This is a genomic window from Paenibacillus sp. Mc5Re-14, assembly GCF_001049835.1.
GTDB classification, from domain to species: domain Bacteria; phylum Bacillota; class Bacilli; order Paenibacillales; family Paenibacillaceae; genus Paenibacillus; species Paenibacillus polymyxa_C.
Window position 1 is genome coordinate 1909070 of the sequence record NZ_CVPD01000001.1, and the last position, 21189, is coordinate 1930258.

A 21189-nucleotide genomic window follows, 5' to 3' on the forward strand; every position below is an offset into this window, starting at 1 on the left:
AATTACAGGTACAAGTACAATGATTATAGCTAGTAGTATAGACGGGAAAGGAGTACCATCCTTTGAATCTCGAAACAATTTTACACCAAGCAAGGAATGGGGACCGCAAGGCGTTCGTCGCCTTGATGAAACATATGGAATCCGATATGTATGGCATGGCGCGTTCCATTCTTCGCAGCAATGAGGATTGCGCGGACGCAATGCAAGAAGCGATGCTCAAAGCATACAAGTCTCTGGGTGAGCTACGTGAACCTCGCTATTTTAAAACATGGCTGCTTCGTATTCTCATTAATGAATGCCATCTCATTATCCGCAAGCAAAAACGGGTTGTACCCGTCGCGGAATTTATAAAGGAACCGTCCACCTCGGGCGGATACGAAAAAATCGAACTGCGCGAGGCCATCGACCATTTGGAGGAATCCATGCGAACCGTGATTTCCCTGCACTATTTGCGCGATATGCCGATCAGGGAAATATCAGAGTTACTGGATCTATCAGAGGGTGCCGTCAAAACACGATTGCACCGTGCTCGCAGAACATTAATGGACCTGCTACAAAATCGCGGAGAAAGGAAGGTGACCTTTCAATGAATCCTTCAGGGTTTGAAAACCAGGATCAAGAGCTGGATGAGAAATTACAATTGGAAAAGGAAAACTTGGAAGCAAAAATGGTAGTAATCCCTGATTTGGTAAGGCAACGCCTAGATGCATTTTATGCACAAATGGAATCGGATCTGGAACTGCTACCCAACCGCCCATCCTCCCATCTATCCGTTAAAAGGTTTTTTCGGGGAACTGCAATTACCGCTGCTTCTGCAGCGCTCATTGGCGTTATGATCATTGGCAGCGCCTTTGTTTCGCCTACAATGGCGGAGTCATTGAAACAGGTCCCCCTTGTTGATAGTGTGTTCAAGCTAGCTGGGGATCTTGGGCTGCAAACCGCTGACCAGAAAGGGTTGGCCACTTCCGTAAACCTTAGTGTTACCCATAGCGGTATTACATTGAAGGTACCTCAAATCATATTTGACGGGACACGCTTGGTCGTGGCGTTGGAAAAGAGTGGTGGGGATTCACCACATGAACCCCTGTATCCAACTACCAATACGCAAGGACAGGAAGAGGATATGGTGGAAAAAATAGACCTGTTCATCAATGGGACGTCGGTCAACAGCAACAGTAGCGCCTTCAATCTCATGTATGGTCGTCCGGGCAAAGACAATAATTCTATGCTGATTGCGTATATGCGTGACCCTGCCAGTGGTAAATCCGCCTTACCAGATCAGTTTGAGCTAGAGGTATACGCAAAGTTAAAAGGTGTACCCGAGCCGTTCCGCATACAAACCACGGTTCACAAAACTAAAATAAATAACAAGATACTTCAGCCGCAAATGAGCAAATCTAATCCGTATCTTGCATTTACGGTAGAAAAGTTAGAAATTACCCCCATCACAACCAAGATCACAACGTCATTCAAAATGCTGACCGATATTGCACATATGCCAGATGAGTACACTGTAGAGCGTGAGTACAATAATATGAAGAACGGACACACGATCCAGTACAGCAAAAGGGAATTGGATATACTCGATTATGCTGTATTCGACGAGCAGGGAAGAGAACTTCAATTGCTGAGCGGTTCTGGAGTTCCCCATACCCAAGAACGTGACAGCAAAATGATCACACTGTTTACTCCTTTTGTGGGCACTCCCCAGAAGATCATCTTCAAGCCGTATATCTTGCCAACCCAACCAGGAGGTAGTGCCCTACTCGATGCTAATGGCAACTGGCCACGCCATTACATGGATGAATTAGAGATTACGATCGATGTACCGCAAAATACAAACCACTCATAAAACACGAATAACGCTGCTGCTACCCGAGTCATTGGGCAACAGCGGCGTTATTGTCATTTTCTAATCCTAAGCATGGTTTTATACATTGTCATCAGGAGTCGTTCCTGTACCAGCTTCCTCATCATCGGAGGTTAGTTCCGCACCGATGACCCGAATGATGTCGTTCGGGTAAATATGTACGCCGCTCGCCTGCGCGAGAGCAATTCGGACCATAGCTCGTGCGATGAACGAAGCGGGGATAGCGCGGTAGGAAGCGAGCCTGCCTGTCATCAGGCCGTCTAGCGCCTTCATGACAACCGTGGCGGCGGCTTCGCCAAAACGCCGTTCAGACCTCGCTCCCAAAATGAGCGATGGACGGAACAAATGCAGTGCAGGCAGCCCGATCGCAGCAAGCGCCTCTTCAGCTTCACCCTTGGTGCGGTTATAAAACACACGTGAATCCGGATCAGCGCCCATTGCAGAGATCGCAAGCATTTGTACCGCTCCAGCTTCTTTGCCCAACTGGGCTGTCAGAACGGGATAGTCCAGATCCACCTGTCGAAATCGCTCCTTGGATCCCGCCTTTTTCATCGTTGTCCCAAGGCAGCAAAACACATCATCTACCCCTTCGAGGGCGAAGGCCGACTTCTGTGGTTGTTTCCAGTCGATTAACGCCTGCTCCAGCTTGGGATGCTTGATGTCCAATGGACGCCTGCCCATAACCATGACGCGGGTGTATTCTTTTTGCACCAGCAGCTCACGTACAACATAACCCCCGACAAGCCCTGTGCCACCCACAACGACCGCTTTACGTTCCATATATACCTCCTAACGCTCCTTGTTCCCATGATTGCGATCAGGTTAATTTAAACGGCTGTTCGTCCGCCTCCTTGCTGTCGGACGGACACATAGGCAGGTACAGGGAAAAAGTACTTCCCTTGCCCTCTTCACTCTCCAGACGGATAAACCCGCCTAACAAGCGGGAAAAATCACGGCTGATGGACAACCCCAGCCCGGTTCCACCATATTTACGATTAATCGAACCGTTCGCCTGCTGGAATGCCTCAAAAATAACATGCTGCTGAAGCTTGGATATACCGATGCCTGTATCTTTTACAGCAAATACAACCCAATCTCCCTCCTGGCCTTTTCGATCTAAATGCTGTGTGCTAATTTCCAGCAATACACGTCCTTTATGAGTAAACTTAAAGGCATTGGACAATAGATTGCGTAAAATTTGCTGTACTCGTTTGGAATCGGATCGGATTTCATCCGGTATATGTTCATGCACTTTCAAGTTGAATTCCAGGTTTTTATCCTTCGCTGTGACTTCAAAATGCATCATCATCCCCTGCGCAATCTCACGCACACTGACTGGCTCACTTACGATTTCCATGTGCCCAGCCTCGACCTTGGATAAGTCCAGAATGTCATTGATCAGTTGGAGCAAATCATGCCCCGAGGCATAGATTAGATCACTGTACTGGTATAGCTCGTCCTCATCCAGCTCTTTTCCCTGCTCGTTGATAATCTGTGCCAGGTTAATAATACTGTTAAGTGGTGTACGTAACTCATGCGACATCGTTGCCATAAAATCCGATTTATACTGGGAAGCCATCATGAGCTGCTTGGCGCGTTCCTCTAAAATAACCTTTGCCTTCTGCAACTTATCACGCTGCTCTGACAATAACTCATTCGCCTGCTGAATCTGATAGTTTCGCTGCTGCTCCATCTGAAAATCACGTAATATCAGTGCAAATAAAAAGCTGAGGATCACGCCGATAGGCAGTGTAAGAGGAACAACCTCTGCTACATAATAGCGCCAGGGAATGACGCCCAGGAAAGCAATATTTAACGTATTTACAATATTAACCGCTAAAATGGTTACGGATGCCTTAATAATCAAGCGCCAGGTGGAGCGGCGCATCCAGTAGTTCAATCCGGCGCACAATACGCCCAAAATGCTCATATTCAGAAAGCCAACCCATGCCGCCATATTCAGACCGAAGGAAAATCTTGTGAGACCGATCGCTACCCCAATAATAATTAGCGTGTAGGAACGGGGATACACCAACGCTGCGATAATTAGCGGAACAAAACGCAGATCAAAAATAACGGTTTCATTGAAGTTAAAACCAAAGCAAGAGCTGACCCATCCGCCAAATACCACCAGCAACACCGAACTGACATATTTGAACCGCGTAGACGTACGACTCAAACCATATTTATAAATCACGTTCGCCACATAGGCAACAGCAATCAGCATCCCCAAATTCATTAGAAACATCATTGAAAATTGCATGGATTCACACTCCCATTGCGCAAGAAATTGGATGCCAGGCCTATGCTAGCCGATTTTGCCTTACTCGTACATCATAACATGAAGCCCCATCTTTCGACATATCCAAAGAGGCTTGCGTGTGTGTATAAAAAAAGCGAACCGCAACGGCTCGCCCTAGTGGGAGTATCTATAGAGTCAGCTTAGAATGCCTTTGTTCCGGCGCCACTCCTTGACAAATAATTCGGCAAAGTAAGGGTCCCACTGGGTTCCTTTACCCTCTTCCAATATCATAACCGCCTTCTCTTCCTTCATCCCTTTCCGATAAGGGCGATCCGACGTCATCGCATCATAGGCATCTGCTACGGCTATGATTCGCCCAAATAGGGGAATATCTTCCCCGGAGAGCTGATCAGGGTATCCCTTGCCATCGTAACGCTCATGATGAGAGCGCACCCCAGGCAGATAAGGGGCCATAGCATAAGCCGGCTCCACTTGCCGAAGAATACTCTCCCCCATAACCGGATGCATTTTAATCTGGTCAAACTCCTCGTCCGTCAGCTTGCCATCCTTAAACAGCACAGCGTCAGCCACACCGATTTTACCGATATCATGCAGCAAGGCTGTTTTACGCAGCAAGTCAAGGTCCGTCTCGCTCAAACCGCCCTTTCGCCCAATGAGTACAGAGTATTCAGCCACGCGCAACGAATGTCCTGCGGTATAGGCATCCCGCGCATCCAGCGCTGCAGCCAAAGTGGCAAAATAACTGTCTAATAGCTGACCGTTCTTTTCCTCTCGTTCCTTCAGGCCCTCGATCATCATGTTAAATCCTTCGACCAGCTCCGCAAATTCGTCTGAATACAAGTCACTGGCGTTACTGTTCAGGCGGCCTTCCTTCACTTCATTCATTTTTTCCAACAAGTGATGGATGGGCTGTTCGATCTCACGGGTCAGCAATCTTCCCCCCAGATAAGCAAAAGCTACACCAAATATTAAAATCGTACCCGCCCATGCCCAATAGGAGCCGGAATCCGTCGCTTCCAAACGTTCCAGCCGAATCTGTGTAGCTAAACAAAACAGAAACAGAGGAAAAGCACCAATTAACGTTGCACTTAACTGAAACTTATGCCGCAGTGATAGCAGAACTCGACCTCGCAGGGACAAGCTCAATCCATATTGCTGGTAGGTCCGATCTCGAATTTCCTCCAGTAGCGGTTTGATTGCTCTCATGGTCAGAAAAAATTCAACCAGTGCATGCATGGAAGCGACCAGACAAGCTCCTATACAGGCGATTCCTACATAATAAAAGGGAAAGGTAAGTTGGCCAGTATGTATCATCCATAATGCAATAACGGCTGCCGGGATAGAGAAGCCTAACAAATGCGGCCCAACAATACGCAAAACTGACAAATTAGGCAGATGGTGAACCCGAATGTACACCGCTTCTACATCCTTGAGCGTCTCCTGGTTTCCTTGAAAAAAACGATGAACAGGTCTTAAATGCATTCGAAACACTATGGTTTCACAAACAATCATAATGACGCTGGAAAATGCAACAATTTTGACAAGACCCAGAAGCTCATAGTGGGCTACATTTAACGTGGAAAATACAAAAATCATACATACCAGTAGTACAGCAATAAATGAACCTATAATATAGTTCAGGATAACATGCTGAATAAAGCGCTTATAGATCGGCAAAATGCTACCCCTCTTTTCATCCGTACGCTCATAAGATATCTTTGTATTCAATATCGGAGTCCAGCCGTCAAAAGTTAACCTTCTTGCTTGAGCAATTTGCATAGATCTTAGGAAAATAACACTAGCGAGCGGTCCGCATCGGATTGCGGCTTTCGCAGGGCACCTTGGTCTGGCAAAGTCCGCAGCCGGCACCCGATTTAGCCTCACCGCCGTTTAACACGGCCCACTTTCGGGATTCCTCACCATACACAAATTTCATGCAGGCGATTTTGTCATGACCACCTTCCTTGCTGATAGCCTGCACAGGGCAGCGAGTAATGCACACACCGCAAATGCCTTTGCTGCACAGCAGGCAGTTTCCGGTATGGCTCAGGTTCGAGGACACTCTGACATCAGGCGGCACCTGCAGATCCGTTACTACAGACAGCAGACGGATGGCAATTCCTTTCTCGGTGATAAAGCCATCGTTGATACTGAAGGTGCCAAGACCGGCTGCATACGCGATATGCCGTTCCGACCAGTTAGAGACCGGACCACCTGCGGCACCGTGGATGCTGTACCAATCCGTATCCAGCGGCGCCACAGCTCGGTAACCAAGCCCGATCAGATATCCCGCCAAATGCTGCCTTGCCGAACGCACAAAATATTCATCGCCAAAGGTCCGTAGCAGCGCCCACTCTCTGGAGGCTCTTGCTTTTTGCGCACGATTGGCCTTGCGGATCGTCTCACTGATCGGCAGCACAACACTGACAACGGTGCCTCCACCAAAACTTCCTGTGCCGAAGGTCCGTTCGAAGGCTTCCTGTGGCGTAGCATGGTCGGAGCCCACCACTGTTTTATACTGCTCAAACAAAGGATCATTGGCCTCTGCAAATTGAATAATCGGTTCCTCGTAGTACGGGCTCTGTAATTCTTGGCAGAAATTGCCCTTGTCTTCACTCACATAGGCTTTCATCTCGGCTGCGATAAGTTCTTTCATGTCCGGTACGGGCGTTACCATCCTGTCCACATCCCTCTTCTTAAGTTATTGTGAATTCTCTCGACTTCCTGGCGGATACCTGTTGACCGATGAATGGCTGCGTTACACATCCGAACCCTTTTCGTGTATATACACGAATGAGTCGGCATACCTCCCTTATTAGGCAAAAGCTAATCACAGTCGCAATTTTTCAATTTTAGATAACAGTGTGGTCAATATCTGCAAATCGGCACTTCCCAGTGACTCCTGTAAAAATAACTGCGCCTCCTCCCAGAGCTCTGCTGCATCGTTATATAGTGCTTTTCCACTCTCCGTCAGGGTAAGGCAGCGGTTCCGGCTTCCCTCGGCGGATGTATCCTCCACATACCCGCTTTGTTCCAGTGCCTTCAAATTGCGCACAAGCGTGGTTCGGTCGAGTCGCATCTCCAATGCTAATTCGCTTACACTTACCGGTCCCAGTACCGTTAAATGCTTGAGCAGCGAAAACTGGCTGATATTGAGTCCACTTGGAGCCAGATACTGGTCATACAGCCCTGTTACAGCCATCGAGGCACGACGCAGATTAATGCATGTGCAGACTGAGGGCGAGTTATTCTGTGATGTTTTTTTGTCTTTCCTTGAGGCAGTCATAGTTCTTAATTTCCTTCCATCTTTTCGTGTAACTACACTATTTCAAAATTCGAGTGCTTTGTCAGAGCAATTTATCACAGTCTCCATTTTCTGCAAATGCAAATGAGTCTAATTCATTGCAAAAAGTGCATTATTTCCAGTCTACAATCAAAAAAAACCATAAATACCTTGCGTTTTAGAATTAAGCTTGTTATACTAATAAAGTATGTATTAACCCCATAGGATTCCACGCAAGAAGCTATACTCCTAATACCGCATGGAGCTTCTCCAAATTTTATGTATAACCCTAATGTAGAATTTTGAGCTTTTGCCGAAGATTTTCACATTCACACTGGCGCGGTCATCGGAGCCGCAAGGACGAAAGAGAGGTAGGGCTTTTGTCGTTTGGAAAATGAACAGAGGAATCAGACTGCCCCTTATGAACATGCTGACCATATAATGCAAGGTAGCAGGGGTTAAATATATATTATGCCGTCAAACGATGAAGTTTGAGCAGGCCGTGCAGTATACGCAAGCTGCACACATCCTCCGGATGATCCCCGGGGGATTTTTTATATACGGAAAACGTATCTATGAACAAAAAAGTGACCCTGCCGATACATCGACAGGGCCTATAGCTTGATCAAAAAGGGGTTAATAGGGTCATTATAGTCTTGCTTTCTTAAAACTAAATGATATGCACCTTAAAAACTCATTAATTTTCCAGCTATATATCGCTACTAATAATTCGTCCAATATTCCGTACTACCAGACTGTATCGTTTGGGTAGAAGGGCGTCCAGCTTCCACTTGGGCAGGCTTGTAGGTGGAAGGACGCTCCCATCCTTCCAGTAACACAATATGCTGGGTACCTGTGTTTTTTTCCCATGTGATATAGCGCTCTTGTTCCATATGCCGCAATGCGGCTGTAATTTCAGAATCTCGCCTACCCGTTTTTGCTGACAATTCAGCCATTGTAGGCATGTGGCGATGCTGGGCAAAATAATTATACAAAATACGCAGTAGCTTCCGTTCCAAATCCGGCAACATCATTACCCCTCCTGTAAAGAACATATGTTCCCATTATAACATATAAAAATGCACCCTCCTACTGGAAGATGCATACGGGCTTGTATGCCCATGCTGAATTTAGTTTTTTTCCTTCTCCTGACGACCGATAGAGCGCAACCACCAAGAGATTCCTCCAACACTTCCAAGTGCCAGAACCGTCAAGAAAATAATATAAAACAAATGAAATGCACGATCACTCATGGCAATCGCCTCCTCACTTTATGTATACACTTTACAGCTAAGCCTGTAAACCTCTTTTTGATCCCACAATCACATTTTCGCCAAACATTTGACAATACATACTTGCTTGGGATGCATCGGTGCACACTTATTAAAAATGGTTAATATCAAATAGGAGACAGATCAAGGAGGTTATCGAATATGAAGTTTCTATTGATCGTGATCATCATTGTGCTGATCGTTGTTTTGCTCATGAGAAGACGTAGATGAACGAAAACATCCTGTATCGTTAACTAAGAATACAAAAAGGGCTTTCGGTACATCACCGAAAGCCTTTGTTCATCTGAGGTTAAGGCTGAACTACGCCTTGTTCCTTTTGCTATATTTAATAAAAGCAATCACAAGCGCTACAGCAAACAATATTCCGCTGACTACCCATGTGGTCAGAAACGCCATACCCAGACCGACATTAGCCCCCATGGTCGGATGCTTCATAGCAGTAAACACCGAGCCCTGCATCATAAATATGGTACAGAACAAAACAATGGGTGCCAAAATAATCGTGCTTGCCGTCTTCCGACTACCAGATACTGCAATCACACACAGAGCAGAAATCACCAAGATCACCCAATAGATAACTGCTTCCCAAATCGCTGAAGTGCCCACCTGTTCGACCTCTTTTCTATCCATCATATATGCCTCTTCTATTGTAACAGACGTCACACAGTGAACCAAGCCATAAATTTAATCAGAAAAGGGGTAAACCCTGCCGACAATGTAAATAATGTATGTTAGCAGACAGCCCTACATAGAAGAAATGAGAGGATTGGATCCCATGAGAAGTGCAAGTCCTTTTGTCATTGTAAACGATGTGCAGCAATCGATTGACTACTACCAATCTGTTCTAGGCGGGAAAATCAAAGTACTGAACAAGCAAGAAGGCAAGCTCTTACATGCCGAACTGCACCTGGGTAGCAGTCATATCCATTTTTCCGATTCCTACGGTAAACCACTGAAAGCACAGCATGTCCAAATCATTCTCGACTGTGAGAGTGAGGATGAGCTTAAACAGGCTTACTACTCACTATCAGAAAAAGGTACCATCACTGTAGAGCTACAAGATACCTTCTTTGGTGCGTTGCACGGCGAAGTAACGGATCATCTTAATCAGATTGGATGGGTAATGAACTATTTTAAAAGATGACCACGTTTAGCCATAACCGAATATGTTTTGTAGCCACCATCAACGTTCCTTACCCGATAGCCCGATTGGGTCAGAATTCTGGCCGCTAGATAGCCACGCAGCCCGACTTGGCAGGATACCGCGATCTCCAGATCACGAGGAATTTCCGACATCCGCTCTCTGATCTCGGCCAGAGGAATATGCATGGAACCTGGAATGGTTCCTCCCTGTAGCTCCACCGCATCCCGGACATCAATTACAAGACCATCATTGCGGTGGAAATCGTCAACTTCATGCCATTGTATCGTCTGGACCAGTCCATCCATGATATTCGAAGCCACGTAACCCGCCATATTCACAGGATCTTTAGCTGAAGAATAAGGAGGTGCATAAGCAAGTTCGATATCTGCCAATTCACGGACATTCAAATGACCGCGAATCGCCGTGGCAATAACATCAATCCTTTTGTCCGCGCCATCAGCCCCAACAGCCTGCGCCCCGTAGATCATCCCAGTCTCCGGATGAAAGAGCAGCTTCATCGAAATGGGTGACGCGCCAGGATAATAACCGGCATGTGAACCGGGATGAATATGAATAGCCTGATAAGGAACAGCCAGTCGCTGCAATGTTTTTTCATTGTTGCCTGTAGAAGCTGCGGTCAATGCAAAGGTCTTAATTACGGATGTTCCGAGCGCACCATCATAGGAAATCGCCTGACCATTAATATGATCTGCGGCCAAACGCCCCTGCCGATTGGCTCCCCAGGCCAGCGATACCATCGTTGCAAACCCATGATTGCGGTCTTTGACCTGGATGGCATCCCCTACCGCATAAATGGACGGATCACTGGTTTGCAGCTGAGCATTCACCTGAATGGCACCGCGAAAACCTAGTTCCAATCCGCATTGCTTGGCCAGCTCATTTTCAGGCACAACACCAATCGCCAGAATAACCAGGTCCGTCTGAAGCATCTCCCCGGAAGTCAAACGGAGCTGTGTACCCTGTTCTTCAAGAGCTACGACTCCTTCCTCTAAACGCACCTCCACCCCGTTCAGCTTTACATGCTGTTCCACCAGTTTAGCCATTTCGGGGTCAAGCGGATTCAACAATTGTTGTCCCTTATCCATGATGGTTACTGCAAGTCCACGCTCCCGCAAATTTTCAGCCATCTCCAGCCCAACAAATCCGGCCCCGATTACCGTGGCATGCTTGGGATGCCTTTCATCTACATATGCCTTAATAAGGTCGGTGTCATGAATGTTTCTTAACGTAAATACATTTGTAGCTTCATATAATCCGGGAATATCCGCTATCATCGGTTTGGCTCCCGGCGATAATACCACAATATCGTATGGCTGCTCATCCGTCTCTCCTGTGATCATATCGCGGTAATGGACAAGCTTATGCTCGCGGTCTATTTGTATTACCTCTTTTTGCACCCGTACATCTATATTAAAACGGTCTCTAATGCCTTGAGGCGTCTGGAGAAACAGCTTCTCCCGCGCCTGGATTGTCCCCCCAATATAGTAGGGAAGGCCACAGTTTGCAAAAGAAACATGCTCACCGCGTTCAAATAGAATAATCTCGTCTTCCTCACTCCATCTACGCAATCTTGCCGCAGCAGAAGCTCCACCTGCTACCCCGCCAATAATAATTATTGTCCTACCCAATTTCTTCCCCTCCTTATATACCCTATGGGGTATAATATATACCTATGGGGGTATGTTGTCAACATACAAAAAAGGCGAAGGTTGCCCCCCGCCTGATCAAACTCTGAATGAAAACCGATTGGAATCAAAAATCACTTGCGAATGCTACAAAACTTCCCTATCTCACTGGGCCTAACAAGACGCCAACTACTGTTTGTTATTGTTGACTGGCCGCGATTGCCTGCTCCAGATCATACAAAATATCGTCTATCGCTTCGGTCCCAACAGATAAACGTAACAGCTCCGGTTTGACTCCGGCAGCCACCTGTTCCTCTGCATCCAGTTGCTGGTGAGTCGTGCTTGCCGGATGAATAATCAAAGACTTGGAATCGCCCACATTCGCCAGATGAGAAAACAGCTTTACATTCGCAATCAGCTTGCTTCCCGCCTGGCTCCCGCCTTTGATACCAAAGGTCAGAATTGCCCCTTGTCCTTTTGGCAAATATTTTTGGGCTAACTCATAGGATGGATGGCTCGGCAATCCGGCATAGCTGACCCACTCCACATCCTTGTGACTTTCGAGATATTGCGCTACCTTCAGGGCATTCTGACTATGTCTTTCCAGCCGCAGATGCAATGTTTCCAAGCCTTGAAGCAGCAGCCATGAATTGAACGGAGAAATGGCTGCTCCCAAGTCACGCAGCAATTGCACCCGTGCCTTGATAATGTACGCAATAGGTCCCACCGCCTCGGTGTATACAACCCCATGGTAGCTCGGGTCCGGCTCAGTCAGTCCTGGAAAACGGCCACTCGCTTTCCAGTCAAACTTGCCGCTGTCCACAATCACTCCGCCAATAGACGTACCGTGTCCGCCAATGAACTTCGTTGCCGAATGCACAACAATGTCCGCTCCATATTCGATAGGACGCAATAAATAAGGGCTCGGGAACGTGTTGTCCACAATCAGTGGAATACCATATTCGTGTGCAATCGCAGATACTGCTTCCACATCCAGCACATTGCCCTGTGGATTGCCAATCGTTTCGGCAAAGATGGCCTTCGTTTTATCCGTAATGGCATGACGGAAATTCTCTGGATCATCCGAATCGACAAAATGCACCTTAATACCCAATTTAGGCAGTGTGGTAGAAAACAGATTATATGTACCGCCATACAGGCTGGAGGCCGATACAATTTCATCTCCAGCTCCCGCAATGTTCAGAATGGAGAAGGAAATCGCCGCCATTCCCGAAGCTGTGGCCAACGCACCAGCCCCGCCTTCCAGTGCGGCGATCCGTTGCTCGAACACATCCGTAGTTGGATTCATCAGACGCGTATAAATGTTGCCGAATTCTTTCAGCGAGAACAAATCAGCCGCATGCTCGGCATCCCGAAATCCATATGAAGTGGTTTGGTACAACGGAACGGCGCGGGAAAAGGTAGTAGGATCAATCTCTTGTCCGGCATGGACAGCGAGGGTTTCGAATGACAGCTTGCGTTCTTCTGACATGATTATTTCCTCCCTTGTTATACGTGCTGTATGAATCGTCTCTTCCTGTATGCGTAGTCATGGATGATTTTTCAATTATTCTCGCACAAAAAGGACGATTTGGGAAGATAATTCTCATTATTCAGGTAGGATAATATTATTTTATTTGAAGTATCAGGTTTCGGATCGGAAAGTTTTGCCCAAATGCTCACCCAAACCAAAATAATGGCGAAAATTATAGATGAGTGGGCTCCACTTTGCCGGATCAATATGATTCTCACCTAGGATGATATCCTGATGAACATGCACCTGAATGGCTTGGGTTTCGACGATCGCAAAATAAGGAGAATGATCAGGAATACGGACTTCCTTCACCTTGGCTTCAATTTGAATAGGGCACTCCCTGATTCGGGCGGGCTTGACCCTATTCGAGTCAATCGCAGTCAGTCCGCTGATCTCATACTTATCTTTTTGATATGTAAATCCATGTTTCTCTTTTTCCACTGGAACGGGATTCTTACCTGTAAAAGGAGCCAAACGCTCTACATTTTCCCACATGGAAGGCCCAGGAACATTGATTACACATTCGGGATGCCGCTCCATATTTTCTAATGCTTTGCCACCTGTTCCAATGCCTAGTACCACACAATCTCCTAATGCCCACGAGGAGGAAATAGGGCTAATATTGGTCGTTCCATCCTCATTCAGCGTGTTGAGTAAAATCACAGGGGTTCCGTAATATAAAATGCTAGGGGTTATCGTTTTTATACTTGGGCTGTAGTTCATCTGATTTATTTGATTCATTGGGTCCATGTTCTCTTCTCCTTCTGTTCAGATCTGCCTCCTTATTGTAAAATGTAAACATTTCAACCTTCATCGAAGTATGGATTACAAAGGGGGATAACCGTGCCATGAGCACCAAATCAAATGTAGCCATGATTGCTTCTCTCGTCAGTGAGCCTTCCCGGGCAGCCATTCTCACCGCTCTATTAGATGGCAGATTTCACACGGCAAGTGAATTAGCCCATATGGCAGGTATCAAACCGCAAACCGCCAGCTTCCATCTGGCTAAAATGACCGAGGCACAAGTCGTTACCGTAGAAAAACAAGGTCGGCACCGTTACTATGGCATTCAAGACCCCGAGGTTGCCCAGGTGATGGAGTCACTTTTATCCATAGCTCCACCTGTTCCAATCAAGTCATTCAAACAAGCCTCCGAAAACGAGGCCATACGGTTGGCAAGAACTTGCTACGATCATGTTGCGGGTCATTTAGGCGTACAAATCATGAGTTTTTTCATTCAAAAGGGGATTCTTTCCGAGGATCAGGACGGACTTCATATTACCCAACAAGGAGAGATTTTCTTCGCTGACTTTCAGATAGACCTCAAGAACACAAGACAAAAGCGTCGCTCCTTCTCACATAAATGCCTGGATTGGAGTGAACGACGCCATCACCTTGCCGGTGCTTTAGGAAGTGCTCTTCTGGACAGATTACTTGAATTACATTGGGTCGAGCATCTGCCCACAACCCGAGCGATACGCATTACAGCCGAGGGTAAAAGAGGTTTTAAAGAGGTATTTTCGATAGAGATCGGCTAGATAATCATAGTCTAATGCTTTTCTTGTTCTGTATTGGATGTTATGACCGGAGACAAGGACCTTTGTTTTCTGGTCAATGGCCGGACATAGGCATAATTGTTTTTTGGAGCCTTTCCTTTTGCCACACCTTCTTTATATCCTCCAGCAGCAGCCGGAATGGCAACCAAAGTCCCATAGGTTCTCATCGCCCGTTCAATTGGGAAAGATACAGAACGCGTTCCATCGGTAGATCCGGCAAAATGAACCGCGGCTGCATAATTGTTCAGCCGGTCGTTACTGTCATTCAGCCATACGGAACCCGAATCTCCAGGCCCAGTTCGTCCCTGGGTAAAACGAATGACGGTTTGATCACGGAAAGTCTTGATTCCCGAATCGCCCCTCACTCTTTGCTCCACGCCAATCGCCTCCACAACTCCTCTGGCGAAGCCATTTGTTTTAGCCATTCTTTTAAACGTCATCCCCAGACGATAGCTCAATAAGTGCCCAGGTACGGTAATGAGACCACCACTTTGGTTAATCAGATACCTCGGATTAAGCAGACTATTTGAATTGGCAATAGCTATGGCAGAGTCCTGAAAGTTAACACCTGTCGTAGTAAGCGGGACAAATTGAAAAGCTCTCCCGATCTGATCCGCCGTTCTACCCCCGTCTGCCGGAGAAGGCTGAATGGTATTGTGAAATTGGCTTGTATTCGTTGGGACTAGAACATGGGCATTACTCAAAATAAACAAAATATTATTCTTAATAACAATGAGTCCTCCGGTCCCTCCTGCAGTGGTGGGAACCGTTGTTCCTACACTGACTGCACCGGGCACGGGGCGCCATCTTTGGCGAGGGTTCGTTTGGGTAGGCGTCGCCGCTTCGCTTTTGAAGGAACCCACACCTAAAATTAGGATAGGTATCGCAGAAGCCCGACTTATATTTTGGGTTACTGCCTGCAATTTGGTTTGCGACACAGCCGAAAGATTTCTCAAGGTGTATAACACAATCGCCGCACCCTTTGCCGGTCTATTGGGATCAGCATAACCTACTCCAATCCCTGTTACTCCGTTTCGATTTAGCATCGTTCGCCAAATCCGACTCTTCAACTTGAAAGCTTGATAAAAGGTAGCCACAGCCACATGCATCTCCTTTTCATAGTCAATGATGTATATACCTATGACTAATCGGCACATCATGACTGTGCGTTTCCCCAGAACAGTGAAAAAGGTGTGGGCTAGAAGCAAACGACTGCTTTTATTGATCAACCTTCCTGAAGAACTCTACCATTTCGTTAAATGATTGCTGCGCTGAGTGTACGTGATATCGGGTAGAGTAGGGGTCACTGAATCCGTGCTGTCCGTTGAATTTATGTACCCGGATATTATAGTTGTCTAAAGTTGAAATGAGCTCATCCACATTAAATGATTTTTCTTCCTGCGGGAAAAAAAGCAGTGTTGGACAATGCGGAGTTATTTCCAAATAATTCCGAATACGAGAGCCATAGTATCCTACGATTCCATCAGCATATTTTTCTTTGCTACACAACCAGGCAATCGTTGCCCCGATGCTAAATCCGACGATAAATACCTTTTTATAGCGAGCTCGAATACTTAATAATACACTTTCGATATGATAGGAAGCGCGTTCAAACCCTACATTCCCCATAAAATGGGCATAAGCAGCCTCCTCTTGCGAATAGTCAAAAGGCGTTTCTTTGCCTATTAAATTTGGACAAATGACGTCATAACCCTGACCCGATAATAAACTACAAAAATTTTGTATATGCTGGTTAATCCCATAAATCTCATGCAGCACGACAATTAGGGTGTCCGATTTTTTATCTATGCTTATCATGTTGCTCCCCCAAACAGGTTTGAATATGGTAAAACAAATCCTCATGGATACATATATTTATACTTAGCCGTACTTCTAAGGATAACCGGTTGAACAGTTCAATGGATACAACCAGTGCTGCTCGAATATACGCTCCTCGAGCACTTGGTAAGCATTATTCATACTTTCCAGCCTCCCTTTTTTAGAAAATACTATATCCAATATGATCATTTCGCTATATATTTTTGGTTAAAATTCAGAGAAATGCTTCTCATATACATACTCATCAAGTCAGTTTCTGCATCCTCATCCTATGATATAATTCCTTCAATATCATCGTATGGAAGGATGGTGCAGATGTCGGAACAGCAAGTATACGTCCGATTCCCAGAAGAGGTGGACGTCACAGAATTGACAGCGATGTACAGACGCAATCGCGAGTTCTTTGATAAGTTTTCGCCAAACCACCAAGAAGAGCACTATACGGAGGAGCACCAGCTCCAAACGATTATTAAGAGTAAGGCTGACATGGTGGAGGATCGGAAATATTCCTTCGTGGTATGCCACAAGGAGGACGACCGGATTATAGGCAGCATAGGCCTATCGTTTGTGGTGAGGGGACCCCTTCAGAGCTGTATGATCGGATACAGCCTAGACCAAGCTTATAACGGCAAAGGTTATATGACAGAGGCGGTGAAGCAGGTGGTTCGCTACGCTTTCGATGAACTAAAGTTTCATCGGATCGTTGGAGAAGCCTCCCCTCGGAATCCAGGATCCATCCGTGTGCTTGAGAAGGCTGGCTTTCACAAAGAAGGCATTTCTCGAAGCAACGTAAAAATTAATGGAAAGTGGGAGGACCATCAGGTTCTGGCGATTATAAATCCGGCAGAGGATATCTAAGTTTAGTGAACGCTAGTAGAGCCGAGAGGTGTAGTAAATACCGGAGGATCGGAGTCAGAATTAACGGCAGCCAATAATATTGGACAACCTAACAGAATACGTTAGTGGAATAACAACAGCGGCAGTCTAAGACTTTATTTTTAAGTCTTGGTCCGCCGCTGTTTGATTTTTTTGCTCAATCTAAAACTTTATTTCCAATGCACATTTTACAGAAACTGTATTCGTTTTGTAGGGGGATCTCAGTGCATAATTTCATTCTTATTCACCTTGACACCGGATAAGGACTGATCAAACATATCGAGAATAAAAAGGAAACGCTCAGCCTCACGAAATACATGATCAGCTAATAAAGGATGGATAATGCTTTTTATTCGACACTCGTCGATCAAATCACGCGCTGTTTTCTTAAAATCTCGCAAGGACTTCACAGAGATACGGTTTTCATCCACAAATTGACTCAGAAGTGGAACCGTCTGCGACTGTGGGCGCATATAACTTAAATCAATCGCTTGAAACATCAGTGTATCAAAATCATTACTAAACTCCCTAGCTTGTTCAACCAGTTTGCGTTCGGAGGGATCCAGCAGATGGCCTATGAATTTTGCGTGATCGGCCATAATCTTTAAGAAAAATACATTTTCGTCAATAATAGCATCAGGTAAGGGTTCAAGCGTTCCTGAATTGAGTTCCCCTAAACGATTTCTGAAGTAATTTGCTTCCCGGCTTACGTGATCTACCAGTAAGGGAAAATTGGTTTGCCCAGGAAGTTTGCATTGTAATATAAGGCCCAATACCATTCTCTTAAATGCCCAAATATTCGTCGCCGCATTCTGAACTTCCGTATTAAACTCTCTAATTGTATAAGGATCTGTGTCAGTCTTAAATTCATACGATCTTTTCTCAATATCCTCGAAAATGGTGTAAAACCGATTGGCTTCTGTTTTAAGCTGAGTATCTTCTGCTCTAAAACCTAACCCCAGAAAAAAGGAATGCTCCTTCATGATCCTCGACCAAAACCGTATTTCATCTAATGAACGCGCCACGAATGCATCCAATCATATCCCTCCTCTATGTGAGCCAAAAAGCACCTACTTAGTCATATGGGATATGCCAGGTCATTATGATTATCAAAGTTCCACGTCTTATACAAATCTAATTTCGAAAATTGAGCCGGAGTTATTAGATCATTCAGGGTTTTCTCCTGCTATCAGGTCTACCCGAAACTCAAGCTGGTTTCTCATAAAAATTTTACCTGCTATCTTGACTGATTCTGGCTTAATCTCCTCTACTATTCCCCCATAGTCCTCAAATGTCACGCGTAAGTCCTCATCAACGGACACCACATATACATGCGCCTGGACCAAAGCAGCTCTAAACAACTCCATATCTGTCTTCAATATTTTATATGTACGTTTCACAACGATCACCTCAACTATTTTCAGTCAGTAAATTATAAATAGATTCCTTCTGCAATAAACATTTCTGCGTATGTTACTTATGTTCCTCCGAAACAAATTAATTTCCACAATTATACTCATATTTGAATATATATCATTTAATGTTTGGACAATTATCCCAATCCAGTTCTATAATTCACTTGTTATTACATAATTTTAGGAGGAAGTCATGAAAAATATTTATAAAAAACTAGGAACAATAGCGTTAGCCTTTCTTATTGGGATTTCGGTGTTCTCATTGTTCCCGACCGTTACAAAAGCGGAGACAACAAATGTGACTTGGACAAATGGTTCTTTAGTAAGAATTCTTGGGAGTAACGGTGATGCCGACAAAGCAACTGTTGGGAAAACCTCGGGAAAATGGTACTGGGAAGTAAGCGTAAATGATAATAGATACGATTCTATAACTCTAATAGGAATTACTGGCAAAACAGGTACACTACCCACATCGTCATGGGAAATGATGGCTAAATATGGCATGGATGGTCAACTGTTAATTAGAACAAAAAACACATCGAACAATATTCAGAGAACGGCTTATGGTAGTATATTTGGCGGCAATGACGTCATTGGTATAGCTTTAGATTTGGACAACGACAATGTTACATGGTATAAAAATGGAGTTTCCCAAGGAACAAGCATTGCAAAACCTTCAGAGCTTGCTGGATCACAAGTGTTCCCACTGATCTACAATGGCACTGGATCAGAAAAAAAACTTACTGCTAATTTTGGGGCAAGTGATTTTAAATATCCAATTCCTGAAGGATTTTTGCCTTACCAAGAATCAAATACATCAACAACACCTAATCCGTCCACAACACCGGATCCATCTACAAAACCTGGATCATCTACAACACCGGATCCATCTACGGCGCCTGGTTCATCTACAACACCTGGGTCGTCCACAACGCCAGATCCATCGGATACAGATGATTCCTCACAACCAGCTGGTGATCGCGCCATTCTGACTGTAACGATGGACAATGGATTTGATAAAGAATTCGATCTCAGTAAGAAAGAATTGAATGCCTTCATCGCTTGGTACGATGCTAAAGATGCCGGCAGAGGTGCTTCATTCTTTGCCATCGATAAACATAATAATAACAAAGGTCCTTTCAGCAATCGCAAAGACTATGTAATCTTCAACAAAATTCTCACATTTGAAGTAAGTGAGTATTCAACCAAATAAACATTATGAAGGACTTCATATCGGCTAATATGCTAATGAAGTCCTTTTTTTATATACTTTTCAGGCAAAAAGTTTGCCACCGCTTAATTCAAAAAAAAGCGCAGCTTCCAAAAAGCATGGAGGCTGCGCTTATATTTAACTAAACTGCTCTTGAATGAGTGCAAAAAATCAAACTACACTTGGCTTCCAACTTGGTTTGGATTAAGATCCATATTTTTAGTGTACACCTTGTTATTAATGAGACTGATGATACTGTTAACAATAATTGAAGTAAGTACCGTTAACAATGTTAACCACAACAAGATCAAGATAGATACCTTGGGGAAGAAAACAATACTCTGAAAATAATAATAACAAAAAAAAGGTGTGGGTTAACCAAATATTCATTGAATTTTTGCCTAGGTAAGCGAAAAGTCTGGTTAGTTTTAATTTATTCATTAAATGAATACTAACGAGGATAACTACAGGGGCTATGATCATATCAATCGTTGTCTTCTCAAACCATTGACTCGTAGTACGAAAACGGAATAACAGCACAAGAACAACAATATCAAATAGTATATTATTGAAAATAATAGAATTATAAATCTTATTCATCCATGAGTACAATTTATATTTCGCAAAGAACAGCCCTCGGTACAGTTTTATGTCCTGCTGTAGAAGCAATGTTGACGAAATGTCCGGAACCCAGCTTGCGAAAGACAGGCAGTGCTGCGGCGATGCCGTACAAAACACCTTTAATGTTGACGTCGATCATGTCCTCCCAATCCTCAACACGCAAGTCGTCAAGGGGAGAAATCGGCATCACGCCGGCGTTGTTCACGAGAACGTCAATCGTGCCGAATCGCTCACATGCCAAATGGATGAGCTTGGTTACATCCTCCCGCCGTCTGACGTCTGTGCTAGCATACACGACTTCACCGCCAACCTCCGCGATGCGGGCCGCAAGAGCTTCAAGGCGCTCAGGTCGCCGTGCCCCAAGTACGACTTTTGCCCCATGCTCAGCCAGTAAAAGTGTAGTTGCTTCACCAATCCCACTGCTTGCACCCGTAATGACAACAACTTTATCTTTGATTCCGGACAGGGTTGCATTCTGGATTAATCTCATTTCCGAATCCTTCTTTCATCTGGAAATTTGTCTTTCGCCTTGAATTATAAGAAATATCAAAATAAAGCAGATAGACGATTCATACGCGTTCCTTGCCTATTCCTGTCCGGTTTGAATTACAATATTCATATCAGATTAAATGAAAAAGGA

Annotated in this window: 21 protein-coding genes and 1 pseudogene; 6 read left to right on the forward strand and 16 right to left on the reverse strand. The window is 45.1% G+C overall.

Annotated features, from left to right (window positions below; genetic code table 11):
• Positions 1-62 precede the first annotated feature (62 nt).
• Entirely contained in the window at positions 63-590 is a 528-nt protein-coding gene (locus BN1546_RS08655; RefSeq protein ID WP_014599431.1) for an RNA polymerase sigma factor, read from the forward strand.
• Positions 587-1852, forward strand: coding sequence for a DUF4179 domain-containing protein (locus BN1546_RS08660; protein WP_090737128.1), 1266 nt, complete (start codon positions 587-589; stop codon positions 1850-1852). Before BN1546_RS08655 ends, BN1546_RS08660 begins: the two co-directional genes overlap by 4 nt.
• A 78-nt stretch (positions 1853-1930) precedes the next feature.
• Here BN1546_RS08660 and BN1546_RS08665 read toward each other — a convergent pair whose 3' ends face one another.
• The 8 genes from BN1546_RS08665 to BN1546_RS08695 all read right to left on the reverse strand — a co-directional run bounded on the left by BN1546_RS08665 (position 1931) and on the right by BN1546_RS08695 (position 9341).
• The gene (locus tag BN1546_RS08665; RefSeq protein WP_090737130.1) at positions 1931-2650 is read right to left on the reverse strand and encodes an NAD(P)H-binding protein; all 720 of its coding nucleotides are present in this window, start codon (positions 2648-2650) and stop codon (positions 1931-1933) included.
• Between the two features lie 37 nt (positions 2651-2687).
• Positions 2688-4133 carry an ATP-binding protein gene (locus tag BN1546_RS08670; protein ID WP_090737132.1) on the reverse strand — a complete coding sequence of 482 codons (1446 nt, stop codon included), beginning with the start codon at positions 4131-4133 and terminating at the stop codon, positions 2688-2690.
• A 174-nt stretch (positions 4134-4307) separates the two neighbouring features.
• Positions 4308-5810, reverse strand: coding sequence for an HD-GYP domain-containing protein (locus BN1546_RS08675; protein ID WP_025676220.1), 1503 nt, complete (start codon positions 5808-5810; stop codon positions 4308-4310).
• Positions 5811-5931: 121 nt separating this feature from the next.
• Complete coding sequence (locus tag BN1546_RS08680) at positions 5932-6810, reverse strand: (Fe-S)-binding protein (RefSeq protein WP_090737134.1); 879 nt, start codon at positions 6808-6810, stop codon at positions 5932-5934.
• 153 nt (positions 6811-6963) lie between these two features.
• The gene (locus tag BN1546_RS08685) at positions 6964-7419 is read right to left on the reverse strand and encodes a MarR family winged helix-turn-helix transcriptional regulator (RefSeq protein ID WP_014599429.1); all 456 of its coding nucleotides are present in this window, start codon (positions 7417-7419) and stop codon (positions 6964-6966) included.
• 719 nt (positions 7420-8138) lie between these two features.
• Positions 8139-8447 (reverse strand): LexA family transcriptional regulator, encoded by a 309-nt coding sequence (locus tag BN1546_RS08690; protein WP_090737136.1) that lies wholly within the window; start codon positions 8445-8447, stop codon positions 8139-8141.
• Between the two features lie 99 nt (positions 8448-8546).
• Complete coding sequence (locus tag BN1546_RS27805; protein ID WP_255305280.1) at positions 8547-8669, reverse strand: hypothetical protein; 123 nt, start codon at positions 8667-8669, stop codon at positions 8547-8549.
• A gap of 339 nt (positions 8670-9008) precedes the next feature.
• Complete coding sequence (locus BN1546_RS08695; protein WP_013369166.1) at positions 9009-9341, reverse strand: hypothetical protein; 333 nt, start codon at positions 9339-9341, stop codon at positions 9009-9011.
• A 142-nt stretch (positions 9342-9483) separates the two neighbouring features.
• On the opposite strand from BN1546_RS08695, the gene BN1546_RS08700 reads away from it, so the two are divergent.
• The gene (locus BN1546_RS08700; RefSeq protein WP_013369165.1) at positions 9484-9852 is read left to right on the forward strand and encodes a VOC family protein; all 369 of its coding nucleotides are present in this window, start codon (positions 9484-9486) and stop codon (positions 9850-9852) included.
• Here BN1546_RS08700 and BN1546_RS08705 read toward each other — a convergent pair.
• The 3 genes from BN1546_RS08705 to BN1546_RS08715 all read right to left on the reverse strand — a co-directional run bounded on the left by BN1546_RS08705 (position 9837) and on the right by BN1546_RS08715 (position 13782).
• A complete protein-coding gene (locus BN1546_RS08705; RefSeq protein ID WP_090737138.1) occupies positions 9837-11501 on the reverse strand; it encodes an FAD-dependent oxidoreductase in 1665 nt (554 codons plus the stop codon). The two genes, BN1546_RS08700 and BN1546_RS08705, sit on opposite strands and share 16 nt — an antisense overlap.
• 196 nt (positions 11502-11697) lie before the next feature.
• Positions 11698-12990: a homocysteine synthase gene (locus BN1546_RS08710; protein WP_040102256.1), complete on the reverse strand. Its 1293-nt coding sequence runs from the start codon at positions 12988-12990 to the stop codon at positions 11698-11700.
• 153 nt (positions 12991-13143) lie between these two features.
• Positions 13144-13782, reverse strand: coding sequence for a flavin reductase family protein (locus BN1546_RS08715; RefSeq protein ID WP_090737140.1), 639 nt, complete (start codon positions 13780-13782; stop codon positions 13144-13146).
• A gap of 98 nt (positions 13783-13880) precedes the next feature.
• Between BN1546_RS08715 and BN1546_RS08720 the strand changes: the two genes are divergently transcribed.
• On the forward strand, positions 13881-14570 hold the full coding sequence (locus tag BN1546_RS08720; RefSeq protein ID WP_090737142.1) for an ArsR/SmtB family transcription factor: 690 nt from the start codon (positions 13881-13883) through the stop codon (positions 14568-14570).
• Between the two features lie 11 nt (positions 14571-14581).
• Here the strand turns inward: BN1546_RS08720 and BN1546_RS08725 are convergent, their stop codons facing one another.
• Together BN1546_RS08725 and BN1546_RS08730 are read right to left on the reverse strand one after the other, a co-directional pair.
• Complete coding sequence (locus BN1546_RS08725) at positions 14582-15748, reverse strand: hypothetical protein (RefSeq protein ID WP_090737143.1); 1167 nt, start codon at positions 15746-15748, stop codon at positions 14582-14584.
• A 58-nt stretch (positions 15749-15806) separates the two neighbouring features.
• Positions 15807-16406 carry a dienelactone hydrolase family protein gene (locus BN1546_RS08730; RefSeq protein WP_025676228.1) on the reverse strand — a complete coding sequence of 200 codons (600 nt, stop codon included), beginning with the start codon at positions 16404-16406 and terminating at the stop codon, positions 15807-15809.
• 336 nt (positions 16407-16742) lie between these two features.
• Here BN1546_RS08730 and BN1546_RS08735 point away from each other — a divergent pair, with 336 nt between their 5' ends.
• Positions 16743-17285: a GNAT family N-acetyltransferase gene (locus BN1546_RS08735; protein WP_090737145.1), complete on the forward strand. Its 543-nt coding sequence runs from the start codon at positions 16743-16745 to the stop codon at positions 17283-17285.
• Positions 17286-17524: 239 nt separating this feature from the next.
• Here BN1546_RS08735 and BN1546_RS08740 read toward each other — a convergent pair whose 3' ends face one another.
• Both BN1546_RS08740 and BN1546_RS08745 read right to left on the reverse strand, forming a co-directional pair.
• Positions 17525-18340, reverse strand: coding sequence for a DUF2935 domain-containing protein (locus BN1546_RS08740; RefSeq protein WP_058830610.1), 816 nt, complete (start codon positions 18338-18340; stop codon positions 17525-17527).
• A gap of 129 nt (positions 18341-18469) precedes the next feature.
• The gene (locus tag BN1546_RS08745) at positions 18470-18703 is read right to left on the reverse strand and encodes a hypothetical protein (protein ID WP_172800029.1); all 234 of its coding nucleotides are present in this window, start codon (positions 18701-18703) and stop codon (positions 18470-18472) included.
• A 208-nt stretch (positions 18704-18911) separates the two neighbouring features.
• Here BN1546_RS08745 and BN1546_RS08750 point away from each other — a divergent pair, with 208 nt between their 5' ends.
• The gene (locus BN1546_RS08750; RefSeq protein ID WP_090737147.1) at positions 18912-19931 is read left to right on the forward strand and encodes an SPRY domain-containing protein; all 1020 of its coding nucleotides are present in this window, start codon (positions 18912-18914) and stop codon (positions 19929-19931) included.
• Positions 19932-20565: 634 nt separating this feature from the next.
• Here the strand turns inward: BN1546_RS08750 and BN1546_RS08760 are convergent.
• Positions 20566-21039: pseudogene (locus BN1546_RS08760) on the reverse strand (SDR family oxidoreductase); the annotation flags it as partial.
• Positions 21040-21189 lie beyond the last annotated feature (150 nt).